Origin of the sequence: Actinomyces sp. ICM47 (genome assembly GCF_000278725.1) — a bacterium.
In the GTDB taxonomy this organism is placed as follows: domain Bacteria; phylum Actinomycetota; class Actinomycetes; order Actinomycetales; family Actinomycetaceae; genus Pauljensenia.
The window spans coordinates 1-23,183 of the sequence record NZ_ALCA01000018.1; the positions used below are offsets into that span (position 1 = coordinate 1).

19 protein-coding genes, 1 tRNA gene and 2 pseudogenes are annotated in these 23,183 nt (G+C 66.7%); 9 read left to right on the forward strand and 13 right to left on the reverse strand.

Annotation, left to right across the window (positions count from 1 at the left end; all coding sequences use genetic code 11):
• Window positions 1-10: 10 nt before the first annotated feature.
• The 4 genes from HMPREF1136_RS00875 to HMPREF1136_RS00890 form a co-directional block, all read right to left on the reverse strand.
• A complete protein-coding gene (locus HMPREF1136_RS00875) occupies window positions 11-481 on the reverse strand; it encodes a response regulator (RefSeq protein WP_009647416.1) in 471 nt (156 codons plus the stop codon).
• The gene (locus HMPREF1136_RS00880) at window positions 478-2,580 is read right to left on the reverse strand and encodes a sensor histidine kinase (RefSeq protein WP_009647419.1); all 2,103 of its coding nucleotides are present in this window, start codon (window positions 2,578-2,580) and stop codon (window positions 478-480) included. Before HMPREF1136_RS00880 ends, HMPREF1136_RS00875 begins: the two co-directional genes overlap by 4 nt.
• 7 nt (window positions 2,581-2,587) lie before the next feature.
• Entirely contained in the window at window positions 2,588-4,000 is a 1,413-nt protein-coding gene (locus HMPREF1136_RS00885) for an SLC13 family permease (RefSeq protein WP_034504302.1), read from the reverse strand.
• Between the two features lie 294 nt (window positions 4,001-4,294).
• Complete coding sequence (locus tag HMPREF1136_RS00890; protein WP_232204142.1) at window positions 4,295-5,167, reverse strand: hypothetical protein; 873 nt, start codon at window positions 5,165-5,167, stop codon at window positions 4,295-4,297.
• Here HMPREF1136_RS00890 and HMPREF1136_RS11445 point away from each other — a divergent pair.
• The 3 genes from HMPREF1136_RS11445 to HMPREF1136_RS00905 all read left to right on the forward strand — a co-directional run bounded on the left by HMPREF1136_RS11445 (window position 5,157) and on the right by HMPREF1136_RS00905 (window position 7,772).
• Window positions 5,157-5,414, forward strand: a complete 258-nt coding sequence (locus HMPREF1136_RS11445; protein WP_232204143.1) for a hypothetical protein — start codon at window positions 5,157-5,159, stop codon at window positions 5,412-5,414. The two genes, HMPREF1136_RS00890 and HMPREF1136_RS11445, sit on opposite strands and share 11 nt — an antisense overlap.
• An 88-nt stretch (window positions 5,415-5,502) precedes the next feature.
• Window positions 5,503-5,871: a Cd(II)/Pb(II)-sensing metalloregulatory transcriptional regulator CmtR gene (gene cmtR, locus HMPREF1136_RS00900; RefSeq protein ID WP_009647418.1), complete on the forward strand. Its 369-nt coding sequence runs from the start codon at window positions 5,503-5,505 to the stop codon at window positions 5,869-5,871.
• Window positions 5,868-7,772: a heavy metal translocating P-type ATPase gene (locus tag HMPREF1136_RS00905; protein ID WP_009647427.1), complete on the forward strand. Its 1,905-nt coding sequence runs from the start codon at window positions 5,868-5,870 to the stop codon at window positions 7,770-7,772. The genes cmtR and HMPREF1136_RS00905 overlap by 4 nt, the downstream gene beginning before the upstream one ends.
• Before the next feature lie 36 nt (window positions 7,773-7,808).
• Here the strand turns inward: HMPREF1136_RS00905 and HMPREF1136_RS00910 are convergent.
• From HMPREF1136_RS00910 to HMPREF1136_RS00930, 5 genes and pseudogenes are all read right to left on the reverse strand, one after another.
• Window positions 7,809-8,054 (reverse strand): annotated as a pseudogene (locus HMPREF1136_RS00910) (LLM class flavin-dependent oxidoreductase); the annotation flags it as partial.
• 883 nt (window positions 8,055-8,937) lie between these two features.
• A tRNA-Leu gene (locus HMPREF1136_RS00915) sits at window positions 8,938-9,021 on the reverse strand.
• A 123-nt stretch (window positions 9,022-9,144) separates the two neighbouring features.
• Window positions 9,145-10,041: an energy-coupling factor transporter transmembrane component T gene (locus HMPREF1136_RS00920; protein ID WP_009647431.1), complete on the reverse strand. Its 897-nt coding sequence runs from the start codon at window positions 10,039-10,041 to the stop codon at window positions 9,145-9,147.
• The gene (locus HMPREF1136_RS00925; protein WP_009647425.1) at window positions 10,038-12,254 is read right to left on the reverse strand and encodes an ABC transporter ATP-binding protein; all 2,217 of its coding nucleotides are present in this window, start codon (window positions 12,252-12,254) and stop codon (window positions 10,038-10,040) included. Before HMPREF1136_RS00925 ends, HMPREF1136_RS00920 begins: the two co-directional genes overlap by 4 nt.
• 72 nt (window positions 12,255-12,326) lie before the next feature.
• A complete protein-coding gene (locus HMPREF1136_RS00930) occupies window positions 12,327-13,259 on the reverse strand; it encodes a 5'-nucleotidase (protein ID WP_009647417.1) in 933 nt (310 codons plus the stop codon).
• A 248-nt stretch (window positions 13,260-13,507) separates the two neighbouring features.
• Between HMPREF1136_RS00930 and HMPREF1136_RS00935 the strand changes: the two genes are divergently transcribed.
• The 6 genes from HMPREF1136_RS00935 (at window position 13,508) to HMPREF1136_RS00960 (ending at window position 19,220) form a co-directional block, all read left to right on the forward strand.
• Window positions 13,508-14,635, forward strand: coding sequence for an ABC transporter substrate-binding protein (locus tag HMPREF1136_RS00935; protein ID WP_009647432.1), 1,128 nt, complete (start codon window positions 13,508-13,510; stop codon window positions 14,633-14,635).
• An 88-nt stretch (window positions 14,636-14,723) separates the two neighbouring features.
• Complete coding sequence (locus tag HMPREF1136_RS00940) at window positions 14,724-15,752, forward strand: FecCD family ABC transporter permease (RefSeq protein WP_009647429.1); 1,029 nt, start codon at window positions 14,724-14,726, stop codon at window positions 15,750-15,752.
• Window positions 15,749-16,549 (forward strand): ABC transporter ATP-binding protein, encoded by an 801-nt coding sequence (locus HMPREF1136_RS00945; protein WP_009647430.1) that lies wholly within the window; start codon window positions 15,749-15,751, stop codon window positions 16,547-16,549. Before HMPREF1136_RS00940 ends, HMPREF1136_RS00945 begins: the two co-directional genes overlap by 4 nt.
• Window positions 16,550-16,750: 201 nt before the next feature.
• The gene (locus tag HMPREF1136_RS00950) at window positions 16,751-16,960 is read left to right on the forward strand and encodes a cold-shock protein (protein ID WP_009647422.1); all 210 of its coding nucleotides are present in this window, start codon (window positions 16,751-16,753) and stop codon (window positions 16,958-16,960) included.
• A 329-nt stretch (window positions 16,961-17,289) separates the two neighbouring features.
• Entirely contained in the window at window positions 17,290-17,508 is a 219-nt protein-coding gene (locus HMPREF1136_RS00955; RefSeq protein WP_009647415.1) for a hypothetical protein, read from the forward strand.
• Between the two features lie 230 nt (window positions 17,509-17,738).
• On the forward strand, window positions 17,739-19,220 hold the full coding sequence (locus tag HMPREF1136_RS00960) for a hypothetical protein (protein WP_009647428.1): 1,482 nt from the start codon (window positions 17,739-17,741) through the stop codon (window positions 19,218-19,220).
• A 91-nt stretch (window positions 19,221-19,311) separates the two neighbouring features.
• Here the strand turns inward: HMPREF1136_RS00960 and hemL are convergent, their stop codons facing one another.
• The 4 genes and pseudogenes from hemL to HMPREF1136_RS00980 form a co-directional block, all read right to left on the reverse strand.
• Window positions 19,312-20,697 carry a glutamate-1-semialdehyde 2,1-aminomutase gene (gene hemL / locus HMPREF1136_RS00965; RefSeq protein ID WP_009647426.1) on the reverse strand — a complete coding sequence of 462 codons (1,386 nt, stop codon included), beginning with the start codon at window positions 20,695-20,697 and terminating at the stop codon, window positions 19,312-19,314.
• Between the two features lie 49 nt (window positions 20,698-20,746).
• The gene (hemB, locus tag HMPREF1136_RS00970; RefSeq protein WP_009647434.1) at window positions 20,747-21,778 is read right to left on the reverse strand and encodes a porphobilinogen synthase; all 1,032 of its coding nucleotides are present in this window, start codon (window positions 21,776-21,778) and stop codon (window positions 20,747-20,749) included.
• Entirely contained in the window at window positions 21,775-22,566 is a 792-nt protein-coding gene (locus HMPREF1136_RS00975) for a uroporphyrinogen-III synthase (protein ID WP_232204144.1), read from the reverse strand. Before HMPREF1136_RS00975 ends, hemB begins: the two co-directional genes overlap by 4 nt.
• An 11-nt stretch (window positions 22,567-22,577) precedes the next feature.
• Window positions 22,578-23,183 (reverse strand): annotated as a pseudogene (locus HMPREF1136_RS00980) (hypothetical protein); the annotation flags it as partial.

Consider the following 23,183-nt stretch of genomic DNA (forward strand, 5'->3'; position numbering starts at 1 on the left):
GCACTCGCACTCAGCGAATTGCCTCCATGACACGCACACCATCGAGCACGGTCACGTACGGCAAGGGATCAATGTCAGCCTCGAGGACATACTCCGTCAGCTGGTCGCGCACAGTGTTGCGCAGCTCCTCGGGGTCCCACGGTTTACCGATGTAGTAATCCAGGCCCGCATGGTTAACCGCGCGGATCGTATCGGACTGGTCGGCCTGACCGGTGACCAGCACCGTTCGGGTCGCGGTGAAACGATCATCCTGCATGAGTTCCACGAGGAAATCCACACCCGACTTACCGGGCAGGCGATGGTCCGAGAGAACCAGGGCCAGCTCGTCCCCATCCTCGACGATCTCATCAATCACGGCCCACGCGTCGTCGACGTCTTCGGCGACCTCAAGCCGGATCTTGTCCCAAAACTCTTCAAGATCACGCTCGAGCGCATCTCGCACGTCGGCCTCGTCCTCGAGGGACAGGATTGTCAGGGTCATGATTCCTCCTCTTGTGGTTGAGTGGGCAACGAGATCCTCATAGTGGTGGACCCCGGGTGAGAGCAGATCACGAGTGTTCCCCCGTGATCGGCGATGATGCTTCGGACGATGGACATGCCCATACCCAGCCCGAATCGGATGCGCCCCGCCTTAGTGGTGAAGTGCGGCTCCATAATCTTGTCAACAATTCCCGGGTCGATACCCGGACCGTTATCGCACACGGTGATGGCAACTCCCTCGGGCGTCGGCCGCACGGTGATGCGGATCAACGCCTCGGCCTCGCCGCGTGCCGGCAGCTCAGGCACGCCGCCCGACGCCTCCGCCGCCGCGATCAAGTCGGCGTTCTCGTCTTCGATGGCTTCGGCCGCGTTGACGATGAGGTTCGTCCACACCTGTTGCAGCTTCGCGGGATGCGCGCGCACGAGCGGCACGTCCTCGTAGTCGCAGTCGATGCGGATACCCCGTACCCTGTGGGCGGTCAGCCGCAGCACATCGTCAATGCCCTCGCGTACGTCCACAGGCTTGAGATCCTCGGCGTCCGGGCGCGCATATCCCTTGAGGGACTGGGTGAGTTCGATGACACGGTCACCCGCGGCGAGCACCGAGCGCAGGGACCCGCCCAGGCGCGCCCCGGCCTCGTACGCGTCGATGCCTCCCGGGATCTTGGCGAGCGCGCGCGCACCGTCCGCCCCCTGGATCCCCGCGCGCACGAGCCGACGCGCGAGCGTGCGGTCACCGACGACGGGCAGGAGCTCCTTCATGAGGGCGCGCTCGACCGACGTGGAGCGCGGGGGCGCGGTCAGCGCCCGGGACATGGCCTCCCTCGACGAGGCCGTGGCTGGGGCCGCGAGGGCCGCATCGACGTCCTCGTGCAGGTGTTTGGCGGCGCGCACGAGGGCGGTCACCGGGTTGTTGAGCTCGTGGGCGATACCGGCGCTCAGCTCACCGAGCATCGCGAAGCGCGCACGTTCGACCAGCTCGGCGCGAGTCGCGCGCAGGTCCTCGAGGGTGGCCGCCAGGGCCTCCTTCTGGGCCTCAAGGTCCTCGGCGAGCATCGCATTTTGCAGGTGAAGGTCCTCGGCACGCATGAGGCGGCGCGTCAGCGAACGGATCGCCAGAGCCGTCAATGTTCCACCGATCGACGGGTCCTCGGAGATGACGATCTGGAGCTGCTCGGTCGTCAGGCGCACGACCGTCGCCTCGGTCGCCGTCTCGCCCGTGAAGAACGCATCCTCCGCGCGGGCCAGCGACACCAGGCCAATGAGCGGGCCCGACGTCGCCAAGTGCGCAAGCACCTCGCCCTGCGGGGAATCCCTGTGCAGGGACACTTGCCCGTCAAGCACCAGGTACACGGCACCCACCGGCTGACCCTGCGTGACCAGCTGCGTCCCCTCCGGGATGATGAGTCGCGGACGCTGGCCGAGCACCCGCTCGACGCCCGCGAGGAGCTCCATAACGACCTCGCGCTCATCACGGTCCAGGCCCTCCAAGAGCGGACCCTGGACGGCGAACGGCGGCGGATCCGCGATGAGGTTGCGGATCTGGCGCTGCGAATAGCCGCACCCGCTCAGGTAACGCACCATCGTCGAATACGCCTGGCCCGCCAGCAGCGGCACCGTCCACGGCGCCTTCAACACCGAGGACAGCGCCCCCGACTGCATGCAGCCCGTGAGGTCACGATGCTCGGACTTATCCGTGACGACCACCCACTGCACGCGTGTCAGCACGGGAATCGACGCCGCATACTCGATCATCGCGTCAATGTCGGAAACCTCCGAGGTCACCAGACCCATCAGCACATGATCGCCGGGGCGCAGGCTCGCCTCGTAGGCCGCCAAGTCCCCAATGCCGTCCACTCGATCCAGGCACAAGCGCGGGAACGCGTGCGACAGGTCCCTGGTTACCGGGGCCGCGATATGCCGCGAATCGTCACCGACCACCAGCATATGAATCGGGTACCCCGCGCGGTGACCTCCGCAGCGCACATCCGTGCGTGCCATGACCGAGGCATCCTCCTGCGCGGGACCCTGCGTCCACCCGTGGGCCAGCCCCGGCCTGGGGCGACCGTTCGCGCCCGAGCCGACCACGGCCTCGTCCATGGACACGTCACATCACCCCGATGAATCCCCACGTCAGCGGTGCCACAAACGCCAGGAGAATAATGCCGACGACGCCGACAACAATGCCGACGACCGCCATTTCGCGGGTCGGGGTCGTGCCCGTCGAGTACGCGATCGCGTTAGGCGGGGTCGAAATCGGCAGGCACATGCCCAGCGAGCAGCCCAGTGCGATGACGATCGCGATTTCCGCGGCGCTCGTGGACACCGTCGCCGCCAGGCCCATACCCATCGGGATCAGCAGGTTCGCCGACGCCGAGTGCGAAATGACATTCGAGGTCACCCAGCCCACGAGGGCCAACACGAAAATCAGGAGGACACCGGGGATCGAGGCCCACTGGATCGAACCGAGCATCCACTTGTCGAGGCCCGTCGCAGACACTCCCGATCCCAGCGCGATACCGCCCGCAACCAGCCACAGGACCGGCCAATCCAGGGCGCGCAAGTCGTCACCGCTCATCACCTTCGTCATCAGGAGGACGACGACCGGCAGGAAGCCGACGACATTGGCCGAAATGTGGTGCAGCGACTCCGTCATCCACAGGAGGATCGTCAGACCCGCAACCGAGTAGAAGATGATCGCGTTACGGGACTTCTCGAAGCGCGCCGACGTGTCGATATCGAATTTTGCATCGGAGGGGATGTAGCGCCACGCGATGAACGCCCACGACAGGGCCAGAAGCACCAGCATGAGCGGCACGGCCGCGAGCATCCACTGCAGGAAGGTCACCTTGACGCCCGCGTTCTCCAGCGCGCCCAGGGCGATCGCGTTCGGGGGCGTGCCAACCGGCGTGCCCATACCGCCGACGTTCGCGGCCACGGGGATCGACAGGGCGATACCGGTGCGCGCCTTGCCTTCGGGCAGGGCCATGATGACCGGCATCATGACGGCGAACATCGTCGCCGTGGTCGCCGTATTCGACATGAACATACTCATAATCGCGGTGATCAGCATGACGCCCATAACCGTCAGGCGCGGCTTGCCCATGAAGGGCTTGAGGAGGACCGCCGACAGGGCGCGATCCAGCTTGTACTTGGCAGCACCGTCGGCCACCATGAAGCCACCCAGAAACAGGATGATGACCGGGTTAGCCAGCGCCCCGAAGAACTTCGTGTACGCCGGGGCACCCTCACCCACGCTCAGCAGCGCGTGGTCCGAAATGAACAGGACCTCCAGGAAAATGACCAGGACCGCCGTGCCCGCGAGCGGCACCGCCTCCGTCACCCACAGCAGAATCGCCGCCAGGAAGATACCGAACATGCGAGTGCCTGACACATCCAGGCCTGGCAGCTGAATAAAAAGGGATGCCACGATGCAGATCAGCGCACCAATAGCACCAAAAGCCTTGACTGGACTTATTTTCCCTTTCTTCTTAGAGAAATCTGCCTGTCGGGTGGACATATTCTGAGCGGACCGCGGATTGATTGACACCGCGCCCTTGGAGCGTCGAGCCATTACGAAGAGACCTCGTTGTCTTGCGTGGATACTGTTCAATTAGTGTAGGACAGCACACACAGAAAGTGAAACCGGGGTGGGGACTCCCTCCCCCACCCCGGCTTGACACCTGCGACGTCAGCGGGCCTGCGCTCCTTGAGGGCGCAGACGTTCAGTCATGCTTGCTGACGCTTGGTAGCGTCACGTTTATGCAGCCCACGTGAACGAACGCTCAGGCACCACCCGCGACCCCGCCCTCTCTTACTCGGCCACGGCCTCGTCGACGTCGTAGCCCGTCGGCACCACGCCAGGGCGCGCCGGCTCCCACCCGAGGGCGGGCGCGACGTACTCCGCGAAGTTGCGGATGATCGACCAGTTTTCCTCGAATCCGAGCTGATTGGGGATGGTCAGCAGGAGGGTGTCAGCCTCCGCGAGGGCGCGATCCTGACTCAGCTGCTTGATGAGCGTCGAGGGGTCAGCCGCGTAGGTGCGCCCGAAGGTCGCGATGCTCGAGTCGAGGTGGCCGACCTGGTCTCCCGATGCGCTCAGGCCATACAGGCCTCTGTCGCGCTCGGACAGGAGCGGGAAGATCGAGCGCGACACGGACACGCGCGGCGTCCAGTCATGACCAGCCTCGCGCCAGGCGCGGCGGTAGGCGCGCAGCTGATCGGCCTGAATATCCCCGAAAGGCTTGTCACCGTGCTCGAAGACCAGGGTCGAACTCATGAGGTTCACGCCATCACGCGCCGCCTGGATCGCCGAAGCGTTAGTTGCTGCACCGTACCAGATGCGACTACGCAGGCCCGGCGAGTGCGGGAGGATCGGCAGAGGCGTACCCGGGTTGAGCTGGGTAGGGTACTGCTCGTGCAGGGGCGCAGCCTCGGCGATTGAGGGTCTGAAGGCGCAGGTCACAGCGAACCAGACGCTCGTGAGCCAGGTCGGCGGCGCGGTCCAGCGGATCGAGAAGCGCACCGAGGAACGGGTCGAGAAGGCTGTCGAGCAGGTCGCCGGGGAGGCTTCGGCCACGATGACCGCGAGCCTCGACGCCTCGAACGCGCGGGCGGAGCGGATCATCGCCGCGACGGCGAAGCTGGAGGCGCGACAGCTCTGGTCCGCCGCCGCGATGTGCCTCATTCTCCTGCCGGTGGCCATGGTCGTCGCCGGTCTCTGGATGGGCATCGCCGGGCTCATCACGGGTGTTCAGTGGGCGCTGGACGTGGACGTGAGCGTGTGGCTCGGCATCGGTCGGTGGCTCGTGGTCGGCACTGGCCTCGCCGGGGCCGGCTACGGGGTCTTCGCGTCCGTCCGCTGGGTTGCGGGTCTCGTGGAGACCTGGAAGGGCCGCGGGATGCCGAAGTGGCCCCGCTGGCGCAAGAGGTGATCACGCCTCACGAGGGCAAGCGCGCGCAGCGCGTGCGGCAGCGGCGACAACTGGACATTAGGTCAGCAGCTACTGTATAGTTCAGTGCATGCTGACCATTGCTTCGCGTCTTGACGTCATGAACCGGCTCGGCCGGGCCATGGCCGACCCGACGCGCTCCCGCATCCTGATGTCCCTGCTCGACAGCCCGAGCCACCCCGCGGTGCTCTCGCGCGAGCTGGGGCTGACCCGCTCGAACGTGTCCAACCACCTGACCTGCCTGCGCGACTGCGGGATCGTGGTCGCCGAGCCCGAGGGCCGCCAGACTCGCTACGAGATCGCCGACCCGCACCTGGCCGCGGCGCTGACGGCACTGGTCGATGTGACCCTCGCCGTGGACGAGAGCGCGCCGTGCATCGAACCGGCCTGCTCGGTGCCGGGCTGCTGCGCCGCGAGCAGTTCGGGGGACGCCTCGTGAGCGCCGCCTGCGGCTGCGACGAGCCAACGACCAGCCCCGCGGACGAGGCAGAAGAGGCAGAGCGCCCGTGGTGGCGTGATCCCGGCCTGGTCGTGCCGATCCTCTCCGGCGTCGCGTTCGGCACCGGCCTGGCGCTGGAGTGGTCGGGGCTGCACATCGCGGCGCTGGTCGCGTTCTGGGCGGGCCTGCTGCTGGGCGCGTACACGTTCGTGCCCGGTGCGATCCGGAATCTCGTTGTGAAGCGCAAGCTCGGGATCGCGCTGCTGATGACGATCAGCGCCGTGGGCGCGGTGATCCTCGGCTACGTCGAGGAGGCGGCCGCGCTGGCGTTCCTCTACTCGATCGCCGAGGCCCTGGAGGACAAGGCGATGGACCGCGCCCGCGGCGGGCTGCGCGCGCTGCTGAAGCTCGTGCCGGAGACCGCGACCGTACTGCGTGACGGGACCTCCGCCTCGGTCCCGGCCAGGGAGATCGCCGTCGGCGACGTGCTGCTGGTCCGCCCTGGCGAGCGGGTCGCGACCGATGGGCTGGTCCGCTCGGGTCGGTCGAGCCTGGACACTTCGGCGATCACCGGTGAATCGATCCCGGTCGAGGTCGCGCCCGGAGAAGCAGTGTCGGCGGGCGCGATCAACAGCGCCGGCGTGCTGGAGGTCGAGGCGACCGCCGCGGGCACCGACAACTCGCTGACCACGATCGTGGAGCTGGTAGAGCAGGCCCAGGCCGAGAAGGGCGACCGAGCCCGGATCGCTGACCGGATTGCCCGCCCGCTGGTGCCCGGCGTGATGGTCCTCGCCGTCCTCGTCGGTGTGCTCGGGTCCCTGCTCGGCGACCCGGAGACCTGGATCACCCGCGCCCTGGTCGTCCTCGTCGCGGCCAGCCCCTGCGCGCTGGCGATCGCGGTGCCCGTCACCGTGGTCTCCGCGATCGGCGCGGCGACCAAGTTCGGCGTCGTCATCAAGAGCGGGGCCGCCTTCGAGCGCCTCGGCGGCATCCGGCACCTGGCCGTGGACAAGACCGGCACTCTGACCCGCAACCGGCCCGAGGTAACCGCCATCGTCGCCGCCCATGGGTTCGACGATGCGCAGGTGCTTGCTTGGGCTGCCGCCGTGGAGCAGCACTCGACGCACCCACTCGCCGCCGCCATCGCCGCCGCGGGCCGGGGAACCCCCGCCGCGCAGGACGTGGCCGAGGAGGCCGGGCACGGCATCGGTGGCCTGGTCGACGGCCGCAGGGTGGCGGTGGGCAGTCCGCGCTGGATCGACGCCGGTCCGCTCAAGGCCCGGGTCGAGGACCTGGAGGCCGAGGGGCAGACCTGCGTGCTCGTCACCGTCGACGGCTTCCTGGCCGGGGCGATCGGCGTCCGCGACGAGCTGCGCCCCGAGGTCCCCGAGGTCGTGCGGACCCTGCGCGACCAGGGCGTCAAGGTGAGCATGCTCACCGGCGACAACTTCCGCACCGCTGCTGCGCTGGCGAAGCTGGCCGGGATCGGCGACGTGCACGCCGAGCTGCGTCCCGAGGACAAGGCTCGCATCGTCGCCGGGTTCTCGGAGACGTCGCCGACCGCGATGATCGGCGACGGCATCAACGACGCGCCCGCCCTGGCCGGGGCGACCGTGGGCATCGCGATGGGCGCGACCGGCTCCGACGCCGCGATCGAGTCCGCCGACGTCGCCTTCACCGGCCACGACCTCGGCCTCATCCCGCAGGCTCTGCGCCACGCCCGCCGCGGCGGCAGGATCATCAACCAGAACATAGTGCTGTCCTTGGCGATCATCACTGTGCTGCTGCCGCTGGCGATCACCGGCGTGCTCGGCCTGGCAGCGGTCGTCCTCGTGCACGAGGTCGCCGAAGTCGTCGTCATCGCCAACGGACTGCGGGCTGCGCGTGCCCGCAAGCAATAGGTGTTCCGTCCAACGCCATAACTCAGACATGCGCTAGCGCATGTCGATGACGCCGGTTCCGACCTCGATGGCCTTCGTGCGCGAGGCAATGGCGGAGAGAAGCGGCATCGGCGCGGCCGCTTGCGGGGCGAAGTGGTGAACGCGGAAGAAGGCGCCGTTGACGCCGAGCTCGTCGGCGGCGACGGACAGGTCGATCGCCTGGTGAAGGGACTCGGCGGCGGCGATGCCGTGGCGGCCGCCGTTCGAGTAGTGGCCGAAGCTCAGGAATCCGAAGTATTTCATGGGTTCAGCCTATGGGGCTACAGTTGAATCTTCAACTATACGGGGTGTGGGATGCGAGATAGCAGGGCTACCTGGAGCCAATTTCGGCGTTTCAAGTCAGCGCGCAGGCCCTAGGCGGACACACACCATGTCCGACACAGAGTTGTGCCCAAAACGCAGACCACTTCGCCCACAACACCCCATTTTTACCGTTATTCGCCGAGGTGGACTGCACTTTGGGCACCACACCAGTCTGAGATCCAGCTTCACCACCACCAAACGGGGGGAATTGCACCATTAGGGGCGCGCCGCGGCGAGGCTTCTGCTGCAAAACTCCCACTGCTTCTGGCATGGAAGGTGCCGAAGAGCCCACGGCTATCGGACCAGGCCGAAGTGCCCGTAGGCGGTGAGAGGGCCTGGCCGCGACGACGGCGGGCGATGACAGGCCTGACCCAGACAAATTTCGCACATAATTTAAGACGGTAATTTTTCGAGACCGCGGGAAAACGTTGCAATTCCAACGATGCAAATTCAATGTTTGAAGGAGCCGCAGGGGAATTACGTGCGAGATTACTGAGTATAGGTGCGAGAGGACGAAACGTGTTGGTTGGGGGTAGGCCACAGGTATTGTGGGAGGGCTTGGCCGAGCTTCGAGCCGACACGCCGAGCAAAGCTCGCGGGGCGGAAGGTGAGCGGGGCAGACCGCCACCCTCCAGCAACACGCAGTGTCCTATAACCCCAGGAACGAGGCAAGCACGACCAACTAAAATAGTGACTTTCCCGCGCGATAAAGCCGAAAAGTCACCACAAAACCAACACGTTTTGTCCTTTAACCCCCGCGCGCTGGCCACGCACGGTGAGGAAAACAAAAACCGCAGATCCCGAAGGATCTGCGGTTTCATCGTGCGCGAGGGGGGAGTTGAACCCCCACTCCATCACTGGAACACGGACCTGAACCGTGCGCGTCTGCCTATTCCGCCACTCGCGCGTACCCAGAAAGAATAGGGGGTTTTAGCGCCTCACGTCAAATCAGCAGAACATGACCCGGGACACATACTGAACCCACAGGACATAAAACCATTGCAATCACACCGAAAAATCGACATAAAGCCTACAGCATCAACGTGCACGCAACGACGCCACCAACACCCAACAGGGTCGCAGCGAACACGCACGCGTCCACCCATCCAAGCCGAGTACGTCGCTTCGGCACACTGCCGCCGACCTCGCCAACGGCATCCAGGGCACCGCGCATGGACATGGCTCGCCCGGTCTCGGCGGCACCGCGCGAGGCCGCGGACAGGATCGCCGTGATCACATCGACGCTGAGACGCGCGTAGCCACCGAGGGACAAGGTGGCGACATCTTGGCCGAGGCGCAGCTTCGCCGTGTCGAGCACGGCCTGGGCCTGGTCGCGCAGCATCGGCAGGCCGCGCAGGGCGGAGGCCATGACGAGTGACCACTCATCGACGGGCGCGCCAACCACGCGCAGCGGCCGCAGGAAGACCCGCAGTGCTCCTGCGAGCGCCGCCGTGGGCGTCACCCAGGCGATGAGCGCGGATCCCCACAGGACGACGAGCGCCAGGACAGAGATCCGTAAGAACACCTCGAGTCCATCACCCAGCCACGCGCCGATACACCCTCCGACGAAGCCGGAGATCAGCCACATGGGAGGGCGCGGTACGACACTGCGAGGCAGACGAATAGCCATGGAGGCGACGGCGAGGAGACCGCCGACGATCGCCAGGGTTGACCAGCGCGGTTGCAGGATGACGCACGTCGTGAGAGCCGTCCAGCAGGCGATGAGCGTCCCGGGCCACGCGCGCCCGAGGACGGTCTGCCACGGCAATGGACGAGGCAGACTCATGCCCGTGCTTCGCCGCGGCTTGCGGCGCGGACCGGGTTCGCCTCCCACACCGGGACTCTGGGCCGGATCGGTGGGAAACCACCCGTGGGTGGCACCGCCGCCGGGGCCGGTCGCCCCGCATGAGGAGTGAGGATCGTTCATGCGAGCACCCCTTCATGCAGGTGTCGGTGGGTGTCGCACAGCGCATCCATGCCTTCGAGGTCGTGGGAAATGACAAGAATGGACAGCCCGGCGCGGCGGCGTTCGTCGAGCACGGAGATGAGCAGTTCGCGCGAGGCCATGTCGAGTCCCGCCATGGGTTCGTCGAGGATGAGGACGCTCGGATTGGAGGCGAGCAGCCCGGCCAGGGCGACGCGCCGCATCTGGCCGCCGGAGAGATCGTCGATGCCGCGCGAGGCCAAGGCGGGGTCAAGTCCCACCAGGTTCATGGCCTGCGCGACGATCCGGTCGCCGTCCTCACGGCTCAGCCCTTTCTTGCGACGCCCCGCACCGCTGCCGATGCGCGGGCCGTGACCGACAGCGGCGAGAATGTCAGAACGCACGGAGGGACGCTGGAGCTGGAGGCGCGCGAATTGCATGGACAGGGCAACGTCGCCGACCCGGCGTTCCATGGGGGTCCCGCCGAGCGTCACGTTTCCCCACGTCGGGACCAGCAGCCCGGTGAGGATGCGTGAGAGTGTCGTCTTGCCCGACCCGTTGTCGCCGGTGATGAGCATCGCCTGCCCGGGTTCGAGGATCAGGCTGACGTCGCGCAGGACGGGTTTCTCCCACGGTGTCCCGAAGTCATAGGTGTGTGCGACTCGGTCCGCCCACAGGTGCTCCGTATTCGTGAGGGTCGGTGTTCCCCACGCGCGCTCGCCCCCCTCTTTAGCGGACGAGGCCGTGGTCGCTTCTCGTGTCTTGCTTACGTCGCGGGTCGCTCCCCGGGATTCCTCCTGGGGGGTAACGGGGCGCACATTCCCGGCCACGGCCTCGTCGATGGAGGAGGAGCCGGGCACGTCGGAGAGAACACGCCCTCCATCGACTGTGATGACGCGGTCGGCGCGCGCGGCTTCGGCGGGGTCGTGGGTGATGTGGACGACGGCGATGCCGGTGTCGGGCAGGGAGGCAAGGAGATCGAGCATGTCGGCGCGCCCGTCGCGGTCGATCATGGCGGTGGATTCGTCGGAGATGAGCAGACGCGGCGAGCGGGCGAGTGCCCCTGCGAGCGCGAGGCGTTGCAGCTGCCCGCCGGAGAGGGAACGCGGGTCGGCGTCGGCCAGGCCATCCAGGCCCACGCGCGCCAGGAGGGCTTCGAGGTCGAGGGCCCGCGCGTCGCTGACACTCATGCCCCAGGTGACGTCTTCGGCGACGTTCTGGCCGAGGACCAGCAGTTCGGAGCGCTGTCCGACCAGGGCGGTGCCGCCGACCTGGCCGAGCATGCCGCCGCCGGTGCGCGTTCCATCGCTGGGGGCGGCACCGGCGAGGAGGAGGGCGAGGGTGGACTTGCCGGAGCCGTTGTGTCCGACGATGACCGTGTATTCGGGGCGCTCGAAGCGGAGCGTGACGCCGCGCAGCGCGGGGTGGTCGGCGCCCGGGTAGGTGAAGGAAGCGTCGGTGAGAGTCAGGGGCAGGGGCGAGGCTGGGGTCCCCTCCCCGGGTCCCGCATCCTCCTCGGATTGTGTGGTTCCGGCGGGAGCATAGTTGGGGCGGCCGGGCGCGTCCAGGAGCGGGTCCCACCCGTCGTCGAGGGTGATGCGGCGCAGGATCGCGCCGAGGAGCCAGCGCGCGGCGAGGACCAGGAAGGCGACGCCGATGAATCGGGTGACGGGCAGCCACACCCACCAGAAGTCGACGAACCATTGGCTCAGAAAATGGCCTCCATCGACGAACCAACCGGATCCGGGGATGCGGCCGACGAGTGTGAGGAAGCCGTTGAGTGTTTTTTGGATGCTTTCGAGGCCAAGGTTACGCAGGTCGACGAGGAACCAGAAGGCGATGCCGGTCCCGACGCCCCAGACGACGCCGAGGCCGGCGGCGACCGCGCCGACGCTCAGCCAGGTGGCACGTTTCTTGTGGAGAACACCAATGATGAGGCCGATGAGGGCGGCCTGGAAGGCTCGGCCGGCGGTAGCGAATCCGCCGACGGCGATGGCCAGGAGGACGGTGGAGGCGAAGGCGGCGACGGAGGCGCGAGCGCGCAGTTTGAGGGAAACCATGGCGAGAGGGACGGCCGTGGCTACCTGGAAGAAGAGTTGAAAGACGGGCGTGACGGCGGCAATGAGACCGAAGGTGACGGCCAGGCCCGAGAGCGCGCCTGCGGTCGCCACCTCAACAGGAGTGAGGCGGCGTGCGTCGCGCGCGTGGTTACTCATGTACCTAGTCTCCCAGGACCCGCCCTCATCTGCGACCGCCGTGCCGGGCGACCCAAAGGTTCGCCGACACCCCTACTCTCTGTTGATCTCCCCGAAGGGGATGTGGACGCTCGGGGTTGAGCGCGACGCGCCCTCGACGTGGCGGCGCTGGTCGTCGAAGAAAATGTGAGGCTCCAAAACCTCCAGGATAGGCCCCTTCGGGAGACCGCCCAGGAAGAAGGCATCGTTGACGCGCAGTCCCCATTGCCGGATCGAGTTGATCGCCCGCTCATGAGCGGGGGCGCTTCGGGCAGTGACGACCGCGACGCGGACCCTGCGCTGATACCCTTGTGGCTCGCTGACGCACCGGGCGTCCTCGATCCCCTGGATCCGGTTGATTTTCTCCAGGAAATCCGCCATCGGGCCGCGCTCGAGCGGCACCTCGGCCAGGGCGCGCTCGCTTTCCTGATATTCATCCAGACCCTCACTCTGGAACACGCGCTCGGCCGAATCATCGGCCAGGACCCCATCGAAGTCAAAGGCGATACGCAGGTCCGAGTCCCCGTCGTCAGGGACAGATCGGCCCACGACATGCCCCGCCGCAAACCCCAGCTCGGTCGCCTCGCGCACGTCGGCCTCGTTCGCGGAAAGGAACAGGGACATCTTCAACGGTCCCATATAGAGGTAGGGCGCGTGGCCCTGCATGAAGATCGCGCGCGTGATGTCCAGGCCGTGGCTCTGGACCGACCGCATGACGCGCATCCCAGTCTCCGGGTCGTTGCGCGAGAGGATGACGACCTCGACGAGGCGCTCGGTCTCCGACAGGGCGTTCAGGTCCAGGAGGCGCCGTATAAAGGGGAAGGCGACGCCGGGTGCGAGCACGTCATCCAGGTGCTCACGCTGATACGCCCGGTACTGCTCTTCCCCTTGCTCGCGAAAGACTGCGTCCGACTCTGCCAGGTCAAACAGTGCGCTGGACGCAACCCCAATGACGAGGGCACGCTCCAGGTCCAGACTCTCACCCACGATACGTTCCTTCCACTCACGCCAGGCACCTCACCCGACGCCGCCAGAGTAAAAGGAGGCGTGCACATCTGCGTCCCAGCCTGGGCCTCGTCCTTTATCGACGAGGCCGTGGCCGCACCTCGCGCACCAACAACACGCGCAAGAAACCAAGGAAAAACACCATGTCATAACGACACACCCACTCTTGTAAGGGGTACCTTATTTTGTGTAGTATCTCCCTCACAATCCCTGACACGCGAGAGGACACAATGAAAACACGCCTCGCCACGCTGACCGCAATCCTGGCCACCGCCGCCCTGGCCCTCACCGCCTGCGCGGGCAGCTTCGGCTCCACCGCCCAGTCACAGACCACCACCCCGGACACATCGTCGACGCGCACGATCACCGACCACGCGGGCAACGAGGTCGTCCTGCCCGCCACGATCACCCGCGTCGCCATCGACCAGATCCCCATCGAATCCACCTACCTGGCCTACTTCGACGGCAAGGCCCCCTACCTGGTCGGCATGAGCGCCGCCCGCGTGAAGGCCATGAGCCAGACGATCGCCGCCGAGATGGCACCCGACATGATGCAGGTGGACACCAGCTATTACGACAAGGGTGAGCTCAACGCCGAGGCCCTGCTCAACCTGGACGTCGACGTCGTTTTCTACAATGCCTTCAACAAGGAACACGGCGAAATGTTCCGCAAGGCGGGCATCCCGGCCGTCGGTTTCACAACGATGGGGAACCCGTCGGAGACGTACACGGAGTGGATGGAGCTGCTCGAGGACGTCTTTAACGAGGATGGCCATATGGCTGACAAGATCGCGCTCGGCAAGGATCTGGTCGCCGACGCTCGCGCGCGCACCGCGAAGGTGCCCGAGGACCAGCGCGTCTCGACGATGGTGCTCATGGGCGCGGCCGACGGTCAGCTCGCGGTCGCGGGCGGAAAGGACGGCTGGTTCACCAACGAATGGGCCGACTCGTTGAACTACACGAACGTCTCGCGCGACACGGACACCTCGCATACGCCGGTCACCTTCGAGCAGGTCCTCACGTGGGATCCCCAGGTCCTCCTCGTGACCGGCAAGGGCATGTCGAACATGACGGCGAAATCCGTCTTGACGAACTCGGTGCAGGGCGTGGACTTCTCGACCCTCAGTTCCGTGAAGTCCGGCCGCGTTTACTCCACCGGCCTGGGCATGTGGAACTGGTTCACCCCGAACCCGGATGCTCCCATCGTCGCCAACTGGATCGGCGCATCCCTGTACCCGGATCAGTTCTCCGACGTTGACCTCGTGTCGATGACGAAGGACTACTACCAGAAGATGTACAACTTCACGCTGACGGACGAGCAGGCCCGCACGATTATCAACCCGGACGCCGCGTCCTAACACCTGTCCCCGGCCTCGTTTTTCCCTTCGACGAGGCCGGGGTCCCTTGTGCGGTGAGACGCCCAGTAAGTGTCGGGAAGAGGACATCATGGCATCTGTGTTGACCAAGAATGGGCGGCTGCGCGTGTGGGTGGTCCCCACGCTGGTCGCCCTCATCGTCGCGTGCGCGGCGGCGGCCATGTTGATTGGTCGTTTTTCCGTGTCTCTGGAGGACGTGGTCGCGGCGCTGCGCGCGAGGTTTTGGGGCGGACCGTCGGTGTCGCCCCGCATCAACTCAGTCGTGTTTGACCTGCGGGCACCGCGCATCATCGTGGCGATCCTGATCGGCGGGGGCCTATCCGTCGCGGGTGCCTCCTTCCAGTCGCTCTTCTCCAACCCCCTGGCCACGCCGGACACCCTGGGCGTCGCGGCGGGCACGTGCGTCGGCGCAGTGATCGCCCTACTGCTGGACTGGAACCTGATCGGCGTGCAGGCCGCGGCCCTCGCGGCGGGCCTGGCGACGATGGCTTTCACGACGGCAATTTCGCGCACGCGCACGGGCGCGTTCAACGTCATCACGCTCGTGCTCGGCGGCGTCATCGTCTCCGCCCTGGCGAACGCGGTCCTCTCGCTCCTCAAGCTCACGGCCGACCCGACGAGTCAGCTCCCCGAGATCACCTACTGGCTCATGGGTTCACTCGCCGCGGTCACCTACCACCAGATCGCGCTGGGCGCCCCCTTCATCATCGCGGGCGTCGTCATCATCGTGGCACTGCGCTGGCAGCTCAATATCCTCTCCCTCTCAGAGGATGAGGCCCGCTCAGCCGGCGTGAACGTCTCCCTCATGCGCGCCATCCTCATCATCGCCTCGACGGTCATCACGGCCTCGGTCATTTCGATGTGCGGCCAGGTCGGTTGGGTCGGCTTGCTCGTGCCACACTGCGCGCGCATGCTGTGCGGACAGAACAACCGCGCGGTCATCCCCGTGTCGCTGCTGCTCGGGTCGGCGCTCATGATCGTCATCGATACGCTCGCGCGTTCCCTGTCAGCCTCGGAAATTCCCATTTCGATCCTGACGGCCATCATCGGCGCCCCCTTCTTTATCGTGCTGCTGCGCCGGACGGGAGGAGCGCGATGATCAGTGTCGAAAACGCGACCTTCACCTATCCGGGTGCCACTTCCCCGATCCTGAGGAACGTGTCCTTCGAGGTGCCCGAGCGCTCGCTCTTGGCGATCCTGGGACCCAACGGCGCGGGAAAGACAACGCTGCTGCGCACCATGATCGGCCTACAGAAGTGGGACAGCGGACGCACGCTCATCGACGGCACCCCCATTTCGTCGATGTCGACCCGGGCGCTGGGCCGTGTCCTGTCCTACGTGCCGCAGGCCCGCAACGCATCGAACGTGGCGCTCACCGGCCTCGAGATGGTGATGGTCGGGCGCGCCCCGCACATGCGCACCCTCGCTCAGCCCGGAGCGCGCGAGGAGCGTATGGCCCGCGACGTCCTCGACGAGGTGGGCGCCTCCCACCTGGCCGAGATGCCCTGCGCGACCATGTCGGGCGGCCAGTTCCAGATGATCCTCATCGCCCGAGCGCTCGTCGCCGACCCGCGCGTCCTCGTGCTCGACGAGCCGGAGACCGGCCTCGATTTCCGCAACCAGCTCATCGTCCTCGGACTCCTCGAGCGCCTCGTGAGGGATCGAGGCCTCGCCGTTATCATGAACACGCACTACCCGGCGCACGCCCTGCGCGTCGCGGACCAGGTCGCGCTCTTCTCCTCCACGCACGAGGCCGTGGTCGGCCCGGCGTCCTCCGTGATGAACGCGGACACCCTCGCGAGCGTCTTCGGGGTGGACGTGGCGATCGGAAACGTGACCTTCGAGGGTGAGGACGTGCAGGCTATCGTTCCGGTTCGTCTCACCTCAACAAACTAACCCGCCGCCACAGACGATACTTGGTCACGTTTTCGCAGGTCAGACACATTTTGTGTCGAAGTGCGGTACCGTAAGAGTGTGATTCCACACGCTGCGCGCGGGTGTGTGAGAGACACCGGGGCGCGCGGGCGGGATCGCGTCGGTTTCCGCAGGCGAGACCGACCGGTGCCCCAGCGTTGGGGCGAACACGAAGGAGGGCCCATGGCTACCGGGACCATTAAGTGGTTCAACGACGCCAAAGGCTTCGGGTTCATCACTCCCGATGACGAATCTGGCGACATCTTCGTGCACTATTCAACCATCATCGGCCAATCTGGGCGCCGCACTCTTCTTGAGGGCGAGAGGGTCGAATATGAGGTGATTGAGGGACCCAAGGGTCTCCAAGCCATGAATGTGGCACGAACCGAGTGACATTGTGTGCCCGGGTGGATCATCCACTCGGGCACACGTGCATGAAGCGACATATTCATCGGAACCCTATTTTTTGACGTCGCAGCCATCCTTGAAAGACTCTTGATGCGACGTCTGTGCACTCCCTAACAAGCACTTGTGCGGTATAGACCATGCGGTTATTTGCGCGTAGAATCAGTGATGCACCAACGGGGGCGACAACACGTCGGCCCCGTTTTTTGATGCAGAGCCGCCCACCCGGGCGGCGCGGGCCAAGAGGCCCACACAACACGCTGGCGTGCGGGGCGCGCTTCGCGCATCCGTGCGAAGACACTCACAAGGAGAACCTCATGAACCAGATCGTCAAGGCTGAAACCGCCCCCACCATGAGCCAGGCCACCACCTCGGCCTCCGTCTTCATCGCCCTCGTCGTCATCCTCGCCGGCCTCGGCATGGCCGCCGCCCTCCAGGTCGGCTCGGTCGCTTCCGCTGTTCTCGCTGTCGTCGTCGCCCTGACTGCTCTGATCGTCTCCCCCGCGCTCCTCTCGATCGCTCGCACGCGCGCCTGAGACCCTGCGGGGCGCGTGAGTTCCGCGCGCCCCTCCCCTGCCAGCGTGGCACCACCGAGGTGCCGCGCTTTTTCTTTACATAAAGACTCGCCTCAACGATAAGGGCGATATGACAAGCGGCGATTATGGCTCCAACATGCGCATATTGACCATCTGATAGAAGGATTGCCAATTCCTGACAAGCATGACACAATGCACAGTTAACTTCCTGTCTGCGAAAGGTGTCAACAATGTCAAACCCTCACTACGGCGGCCAGTTCGGTCAGCCGGGGAACACCGGCCAGTTCCAGGGCCAAGTTCCCCAGTCCAGTCAGCAATTCCAGGGTCAGATGCCCCAGCAGGCGGGTTTCAACGGCCAGATGCCCCAGGCTCCCCGCAAGAAGAACAACAAGGCAACGGCGTTGATCGCCGTGATCGTCGCCGCAGTCCTGGTCATCATTGGCGGCGGCGCGTTCGCCCTCACCCGCTCGCTCTCCGCGTCCGGCGGTTTCGCCAGCCCCAACGCACTGGCCAACTCCATTAATTCGGCGTTCAACTCCAACAAACTGACGTCGCTGGCCACAGCCCTGTCGCCCTCGGAGCTGAAGGCAGCAACGACCTGGCAGAAGGATTACAAGGCCAACGGCAAGGCCGACTGGTCGAAGCTGGTGAGTCCCGAAGCTTTGGCCGACTACATCGGCCAAATCGACCTCAGCAAGTCCACCATCGAGTATACGGTCGACGAGAAGTCGGAGAACCTGAGCCTCATCACGATCACGAAGTGGGAGGGTGAGGTCACGATCAAGCCGGAGCTCGTCGATAAGATTCGTCAGAACTACGAGAAGGCCAAGGGCGAGAAGCTCACAGCAAATGAATCCTCGATGCTCGACGACATGAAGTCCTCGCTCTCGAAGGAATCCACGTTTAGTGGCAACATCCTGGGTCAGCTCGATCTGGACACGCTGACGATCGTCTCCGTGAAGGAAGACGGCAAGTGGTACATTTCCCCGGCGATGACGATGGCCGAACAGATGTACCCGACCAGCTCCATCCGTCCCAACTACGACGCTGACTTCACCGATGTCAAGGGGGCTTCCTCCGCCGAGGAGGCTGTCTCTGGCCTGGTTGACGCCCTGCGTAACGGCGCTGGCATGGGTGACAAGGACTTCTACCGCTACCTTGACCTGCCCGAGCGCCGCATTGCCGCGGTCTACGGAGGCGCTGGCTCCGGCTCGGACACGAACATCGGCGCAGGTATTCAGGTGCACTGGGGTCTGACCTCCACGACGGTCACCGACGGCGCAATCGTCGGCTTCGGTACGACGTCCATCACCTTCGACGGCGACTACAAGGTCGATTTCAACAACGACACGGTTACCTTCGGTTTCCCCGATTTTAGCTCCAGCTACGGCTCGTCCAACAAGAACACGAGCAGCCAGTCTCAGAACCTGACTGTTCGCTTCACGGAGGGTCTGGTCAACCCCGAGCGCCTCGGCGTGTTCACGGTGAAGGACAAGACCGGCTGGCACGTGTCCTTCATTCGAACTGCGGGCAACCTGAACCTGCTGGAAGCGACTGATGACGCGGTCAACCAGGCCGTCGATGGCATGAGCAGCTCCTTCGGCTATGGTTCCGACGTCTCGCCTGACGAAATGCGCGACATGGCAACGACCAACAAGCCGGTCGGCGCGATGCTTGTCATCGCGTGGAACTTCATGAAGAGCTTCAACTGACGTTTGCACGCGCGCGAGGGGGGGCGGGAATCCGACAGGGTTCCCGCCCCCCCCTCGCCCATCCACGGCACAGACGCCGCGGCGCGGTTGGCTACTCGGGCTGAGCCGCAGCGGCAGCCTGCGCGGCGGCCGGAGCTGCAGCGGCGATGGCCTCCAGCTCCGCCTCCCCGTGAGCGCCGGACACGAACCACACCTCGTACACCGAGGGTGGCAGGGCCACGCCCGAGGACAGGAAGGAGTGGAAGAAGGGAGCGTAACGCCACGCCTCCTGGGCGCGCGCCTGGTCGTAGTCGTACACGCCCGAGGCAGCCGCGGCCTCGCCAAACATGACGGAGAACAGGGACCCCGTGCGCTGGACGCGATGGGCGACACCGGCAGCGCTGAGCGCGTCCGACACGATCATGCTGATTTCCTGCGCCGAGGCGTTGACGCGGTCGTACACGCTCTGATCGGCCAGTTCGAGGGTGCGCAGGCCAGCGGCCGTGGCCAGGGGATTGCCCGAGAGGGTGCCCGCCTGGTAGACGGGGCCCAGGGGAGCCAGCAGGTCCATGACGTCCGCGCGCCCGGCCACGGCGGCCAGGGGCATGCCGCCGCCCACAACTTTGCCGAAGGTCACGAGGTCGGGCACCCAGTCGGCACGCTCAACGGAGGAGGCGTCGACGAAACCAGCGCCGTAGCCGCCCGCGGGCGCGCCGTCGACCCACCCGGCCACGGCCTCGAGGCCCCACCAGCCGGCGGGGTCGACGCGGAAGCCGGTGAGGACCTCGTCGAGGATCATGAGCGCGCCGTGCGCGGTGCACAGGCGGCGGATCTCTCGGTTCCACCCGGGGTGGGGCGGGACCGTGCCCATGTTGGCGGGGGCACCCTCGAAGATGACGGCAGCGATACTCTCACCCGCCTGCTCGAAGCACGCGCGCAGGGCGTCGACATCGTTGTAGGGCAGGACGATCGTCTGCGCGGTGATGGCCTCGGGGACGCCCGCGGAACCGGGCAGGCCGCCGGTGGCGACGCCCGAGCCGGCGGCGGCGAGCAGGCCGTCGGAATGACCGTGGTAATTGCCGGCGAATTTCACGATGAGGTCGCGCCCGGTCGCACCGCGCGCCAAGCGGATCGCCGTCATCGTCGCCTCGGTGCCCGTCGACACGAAGCGGACGCGCTGCGCGAAGGGCACGCGCTCGCGCACGGCGGCGGCCAGCAGCGTCTCAGTTTCGGTGGGTGCGCCGAAAGACAGGCCGCGCGAGGCGGCCTCCTGGACGGCGGCGACCACCTCGGGGTGCGCGTGACCGAGCAGCGCCGGGCCCCACGACCCGACCAGGTCCACGTAGGAGCGTCCCTCGACGTCGGTGACGCGCGCGCCGCTCGCGCTCGCGATGAAGCGCGGGGTGCCGCCGACGCCGCCGAAGGCGCGCACGGGCGAGTCCACGCCGCCGGGGATCACGGATTTTGCTTGGGAGAATGCGGTTTCGTTAGTGGTCATAGCTACCTTCATCAGGAGTAAGAGGAAACAGGAGCACGGGGATGCGCGCTCAGCGGGTCCGGCGGGCGACCTCGAGGGCCCAGTAGGTGAGGACGGAGTCGGCTCCCGCACGGAAGATACCGGTGAGGGATTCGTCGATGACGCGCGTGCGGTCGATCCACCCGTTGGAGGCGGCGGCCTCGACCATCGCGTACTCGCCGGACACCTGGTAGGCGGCGACGGGAATATCGGAGGCAGCGGCCACGTCGGCCAGCACGTCCAGGTAGGGTCCGGCGGGCTTGACCATGAGCATGTCGGCGCCCTCGGCCGCGTCGAGCAGCGCCTCGAAGAGGCCTTCGCGTCGGTTCGCGGGGTCCTGCTGGTAGGTGCGTCGGTCGCCCTTGAGCGTGGATCCGACGGCCTCGCGGAAGGGCCCGAAGTAGGCGGACGCGTACTTCGCGGAGTAGGCAAGGATCGCGACGTCCGCGTGTCCCGCCTGGTCGAGAGCGGCGCGGATCGCAGCGACCTGACCGTCCATCATGCCCGAGGGCGACACCATGTGCGCACCCGCGCGCGCCTGGGAAATCGCCATCGCCTGGTAGAGCGGCAGGGTCGCGTCGTTGTCGACGCCGCCTTCGGCATCGAGGAGGCCGCAGTGCCCGTGGTCGGTGAACTCATCCAGGCAGGTGTCCGCGCACACGACGAGGGCGTCGCCGACCTCGGCGCGCACGGCAGCGAGGCCACGGTTGAGGATCCCGTCCTCCGCCCACGCCTGGGAGCCGATCGCGTCGCGGTGGGAGGGCACGCCGAACAGGTCGATGGCGCCCACGCCGGCTTCGGCGGCCTCGGCTGCGGCCCGGCGCAGCGAGTCGATCGTGTGCTGGTACTGGCCGGGCATTGCGTCGATCTCGCGGGGTTCGTCGATGTCGTCGCGCACGAAGACGGGCCAGATGAGCTTGGCGGGGTCGACGTGGGTTTCGCGCACGAGCGCGCGCATCGCGGGGGTCGAGCGCAGGCGGCGCGGGCGAATCGTCGGGATCGGGGAGGAGTCCACCCCGGCCTCGGCCAGGTAGGAGGTGACGGATTCGGGGACGGTAGTCATGAGTTTCTTTCTTCAGGTACGTCGGCTTGGGCGGGGCGGGTGAGGGCGTCGACGAGGGCGCAGACGATGGCCTCGGGTGTGGGGGACGAGGCCTGGGCTGCGACCGCGATCCCCTGACGCCTGGCGGTGGCGGCGGTGGGCGCGCCGATGGTCACAACCCGGGTTGTGGGGGGCGGCAGGCCGAGGAGCGGGGGGAGGGCGCGCGCCTGGGAGGATGCAGTGAGCACCGCGCCGTCGTAGTACCCCGCGCGGAAATTCCCCGCGATATCGGCGTCAATATCACCGGCGCCTGCGGGGAGAGTGGTGTAGGCGTCGACGGCCTCGACGCTCCAACCGAGGGCGCGTAGCCCTTCCGGCAGCGTATCGGGGGCGAGCGCCGACCGGGGGATGAGGATCGGGCGCGCGCCAGAGTCCGGGGCTGGGAAGTACTGAAGCAGTTCGGCGGCAGACCCGCCACCGGTCAGGTCGGCGCTGACTCCCGCGTGGTCGCTGATCCATCGGGCCGTGACCTCTCCGACGGCGGCGATGCGCGTGCCAAGCGAGCGCGCCCGTGGAAGGGCGTCCGCGACGGCACGCGCGGACCTCCAGGAGGAGAATACGACCCACGCGTACTCCCCGTCGACAAGGTGGTCACGGGCCGCGTCGAGCTGCGCGGAGTCCAGCGGCGTCGACACGGTGAGGGCGAGAGCATCCACCCGCGCCCCGGCAAGGCGCAGGGCGCGAGCGATGGCGTCATCGGGTTTGACTCGGGTCAGGAGGATTCGCCGCCCGTTCAGGGGCGCTCTCACGAAAGGTTCGTTCACAATGGGTGCCTCGGCGCTTTCGTCGCCCCCAGGTCGGTGACCTCGGCAGCGCCTCGCTGGAGCAGCTGACGCGCCACGTCCGCTCCGAGGCGAGCCGCCTCATCCGACGTAGCCTCCCTCAGCATGGCTTCACCCGACGTGGCCTCACCCGGCGCAGCGTCGCCGCGACCAACCGCGTCCGTGAGCGTTAACGCGCCGCTCGCCTCGACCCGCTCGTGCCCGTCGACGCTCATCACGCGCGCGTCAAGGACGAGAGCTGAGGAGGCCTCGTCCACGCGGGCGAAGGTGCCCACGGGTGCCGCACACCCTGCTCCGAGGGAGGACAAAACAGCGCGCTCGGCGCTGGCCGCGAGGGCGGTCGGCCGGTGGTTGAGGGAGCCCAGGAGGGTGCGAAGGAGCGGGTCCGGCTCGTCGCGCGTTTCGATGGCGAGGGCACCCTGCGAGGGGGCGGGCATCATGATGGTGGGGTCGAGCACGTCGGTGGCGTGGGCGTCGAGGCCGATGCGCCGCAGCCCGGAGAGGGCGAGGACGACCGCGTCGAGGCGATCACCCGTGCCGAGTGCGGAGGGCGCGGTGCCCGCGTCGGCGCCCAGGTCGATGCC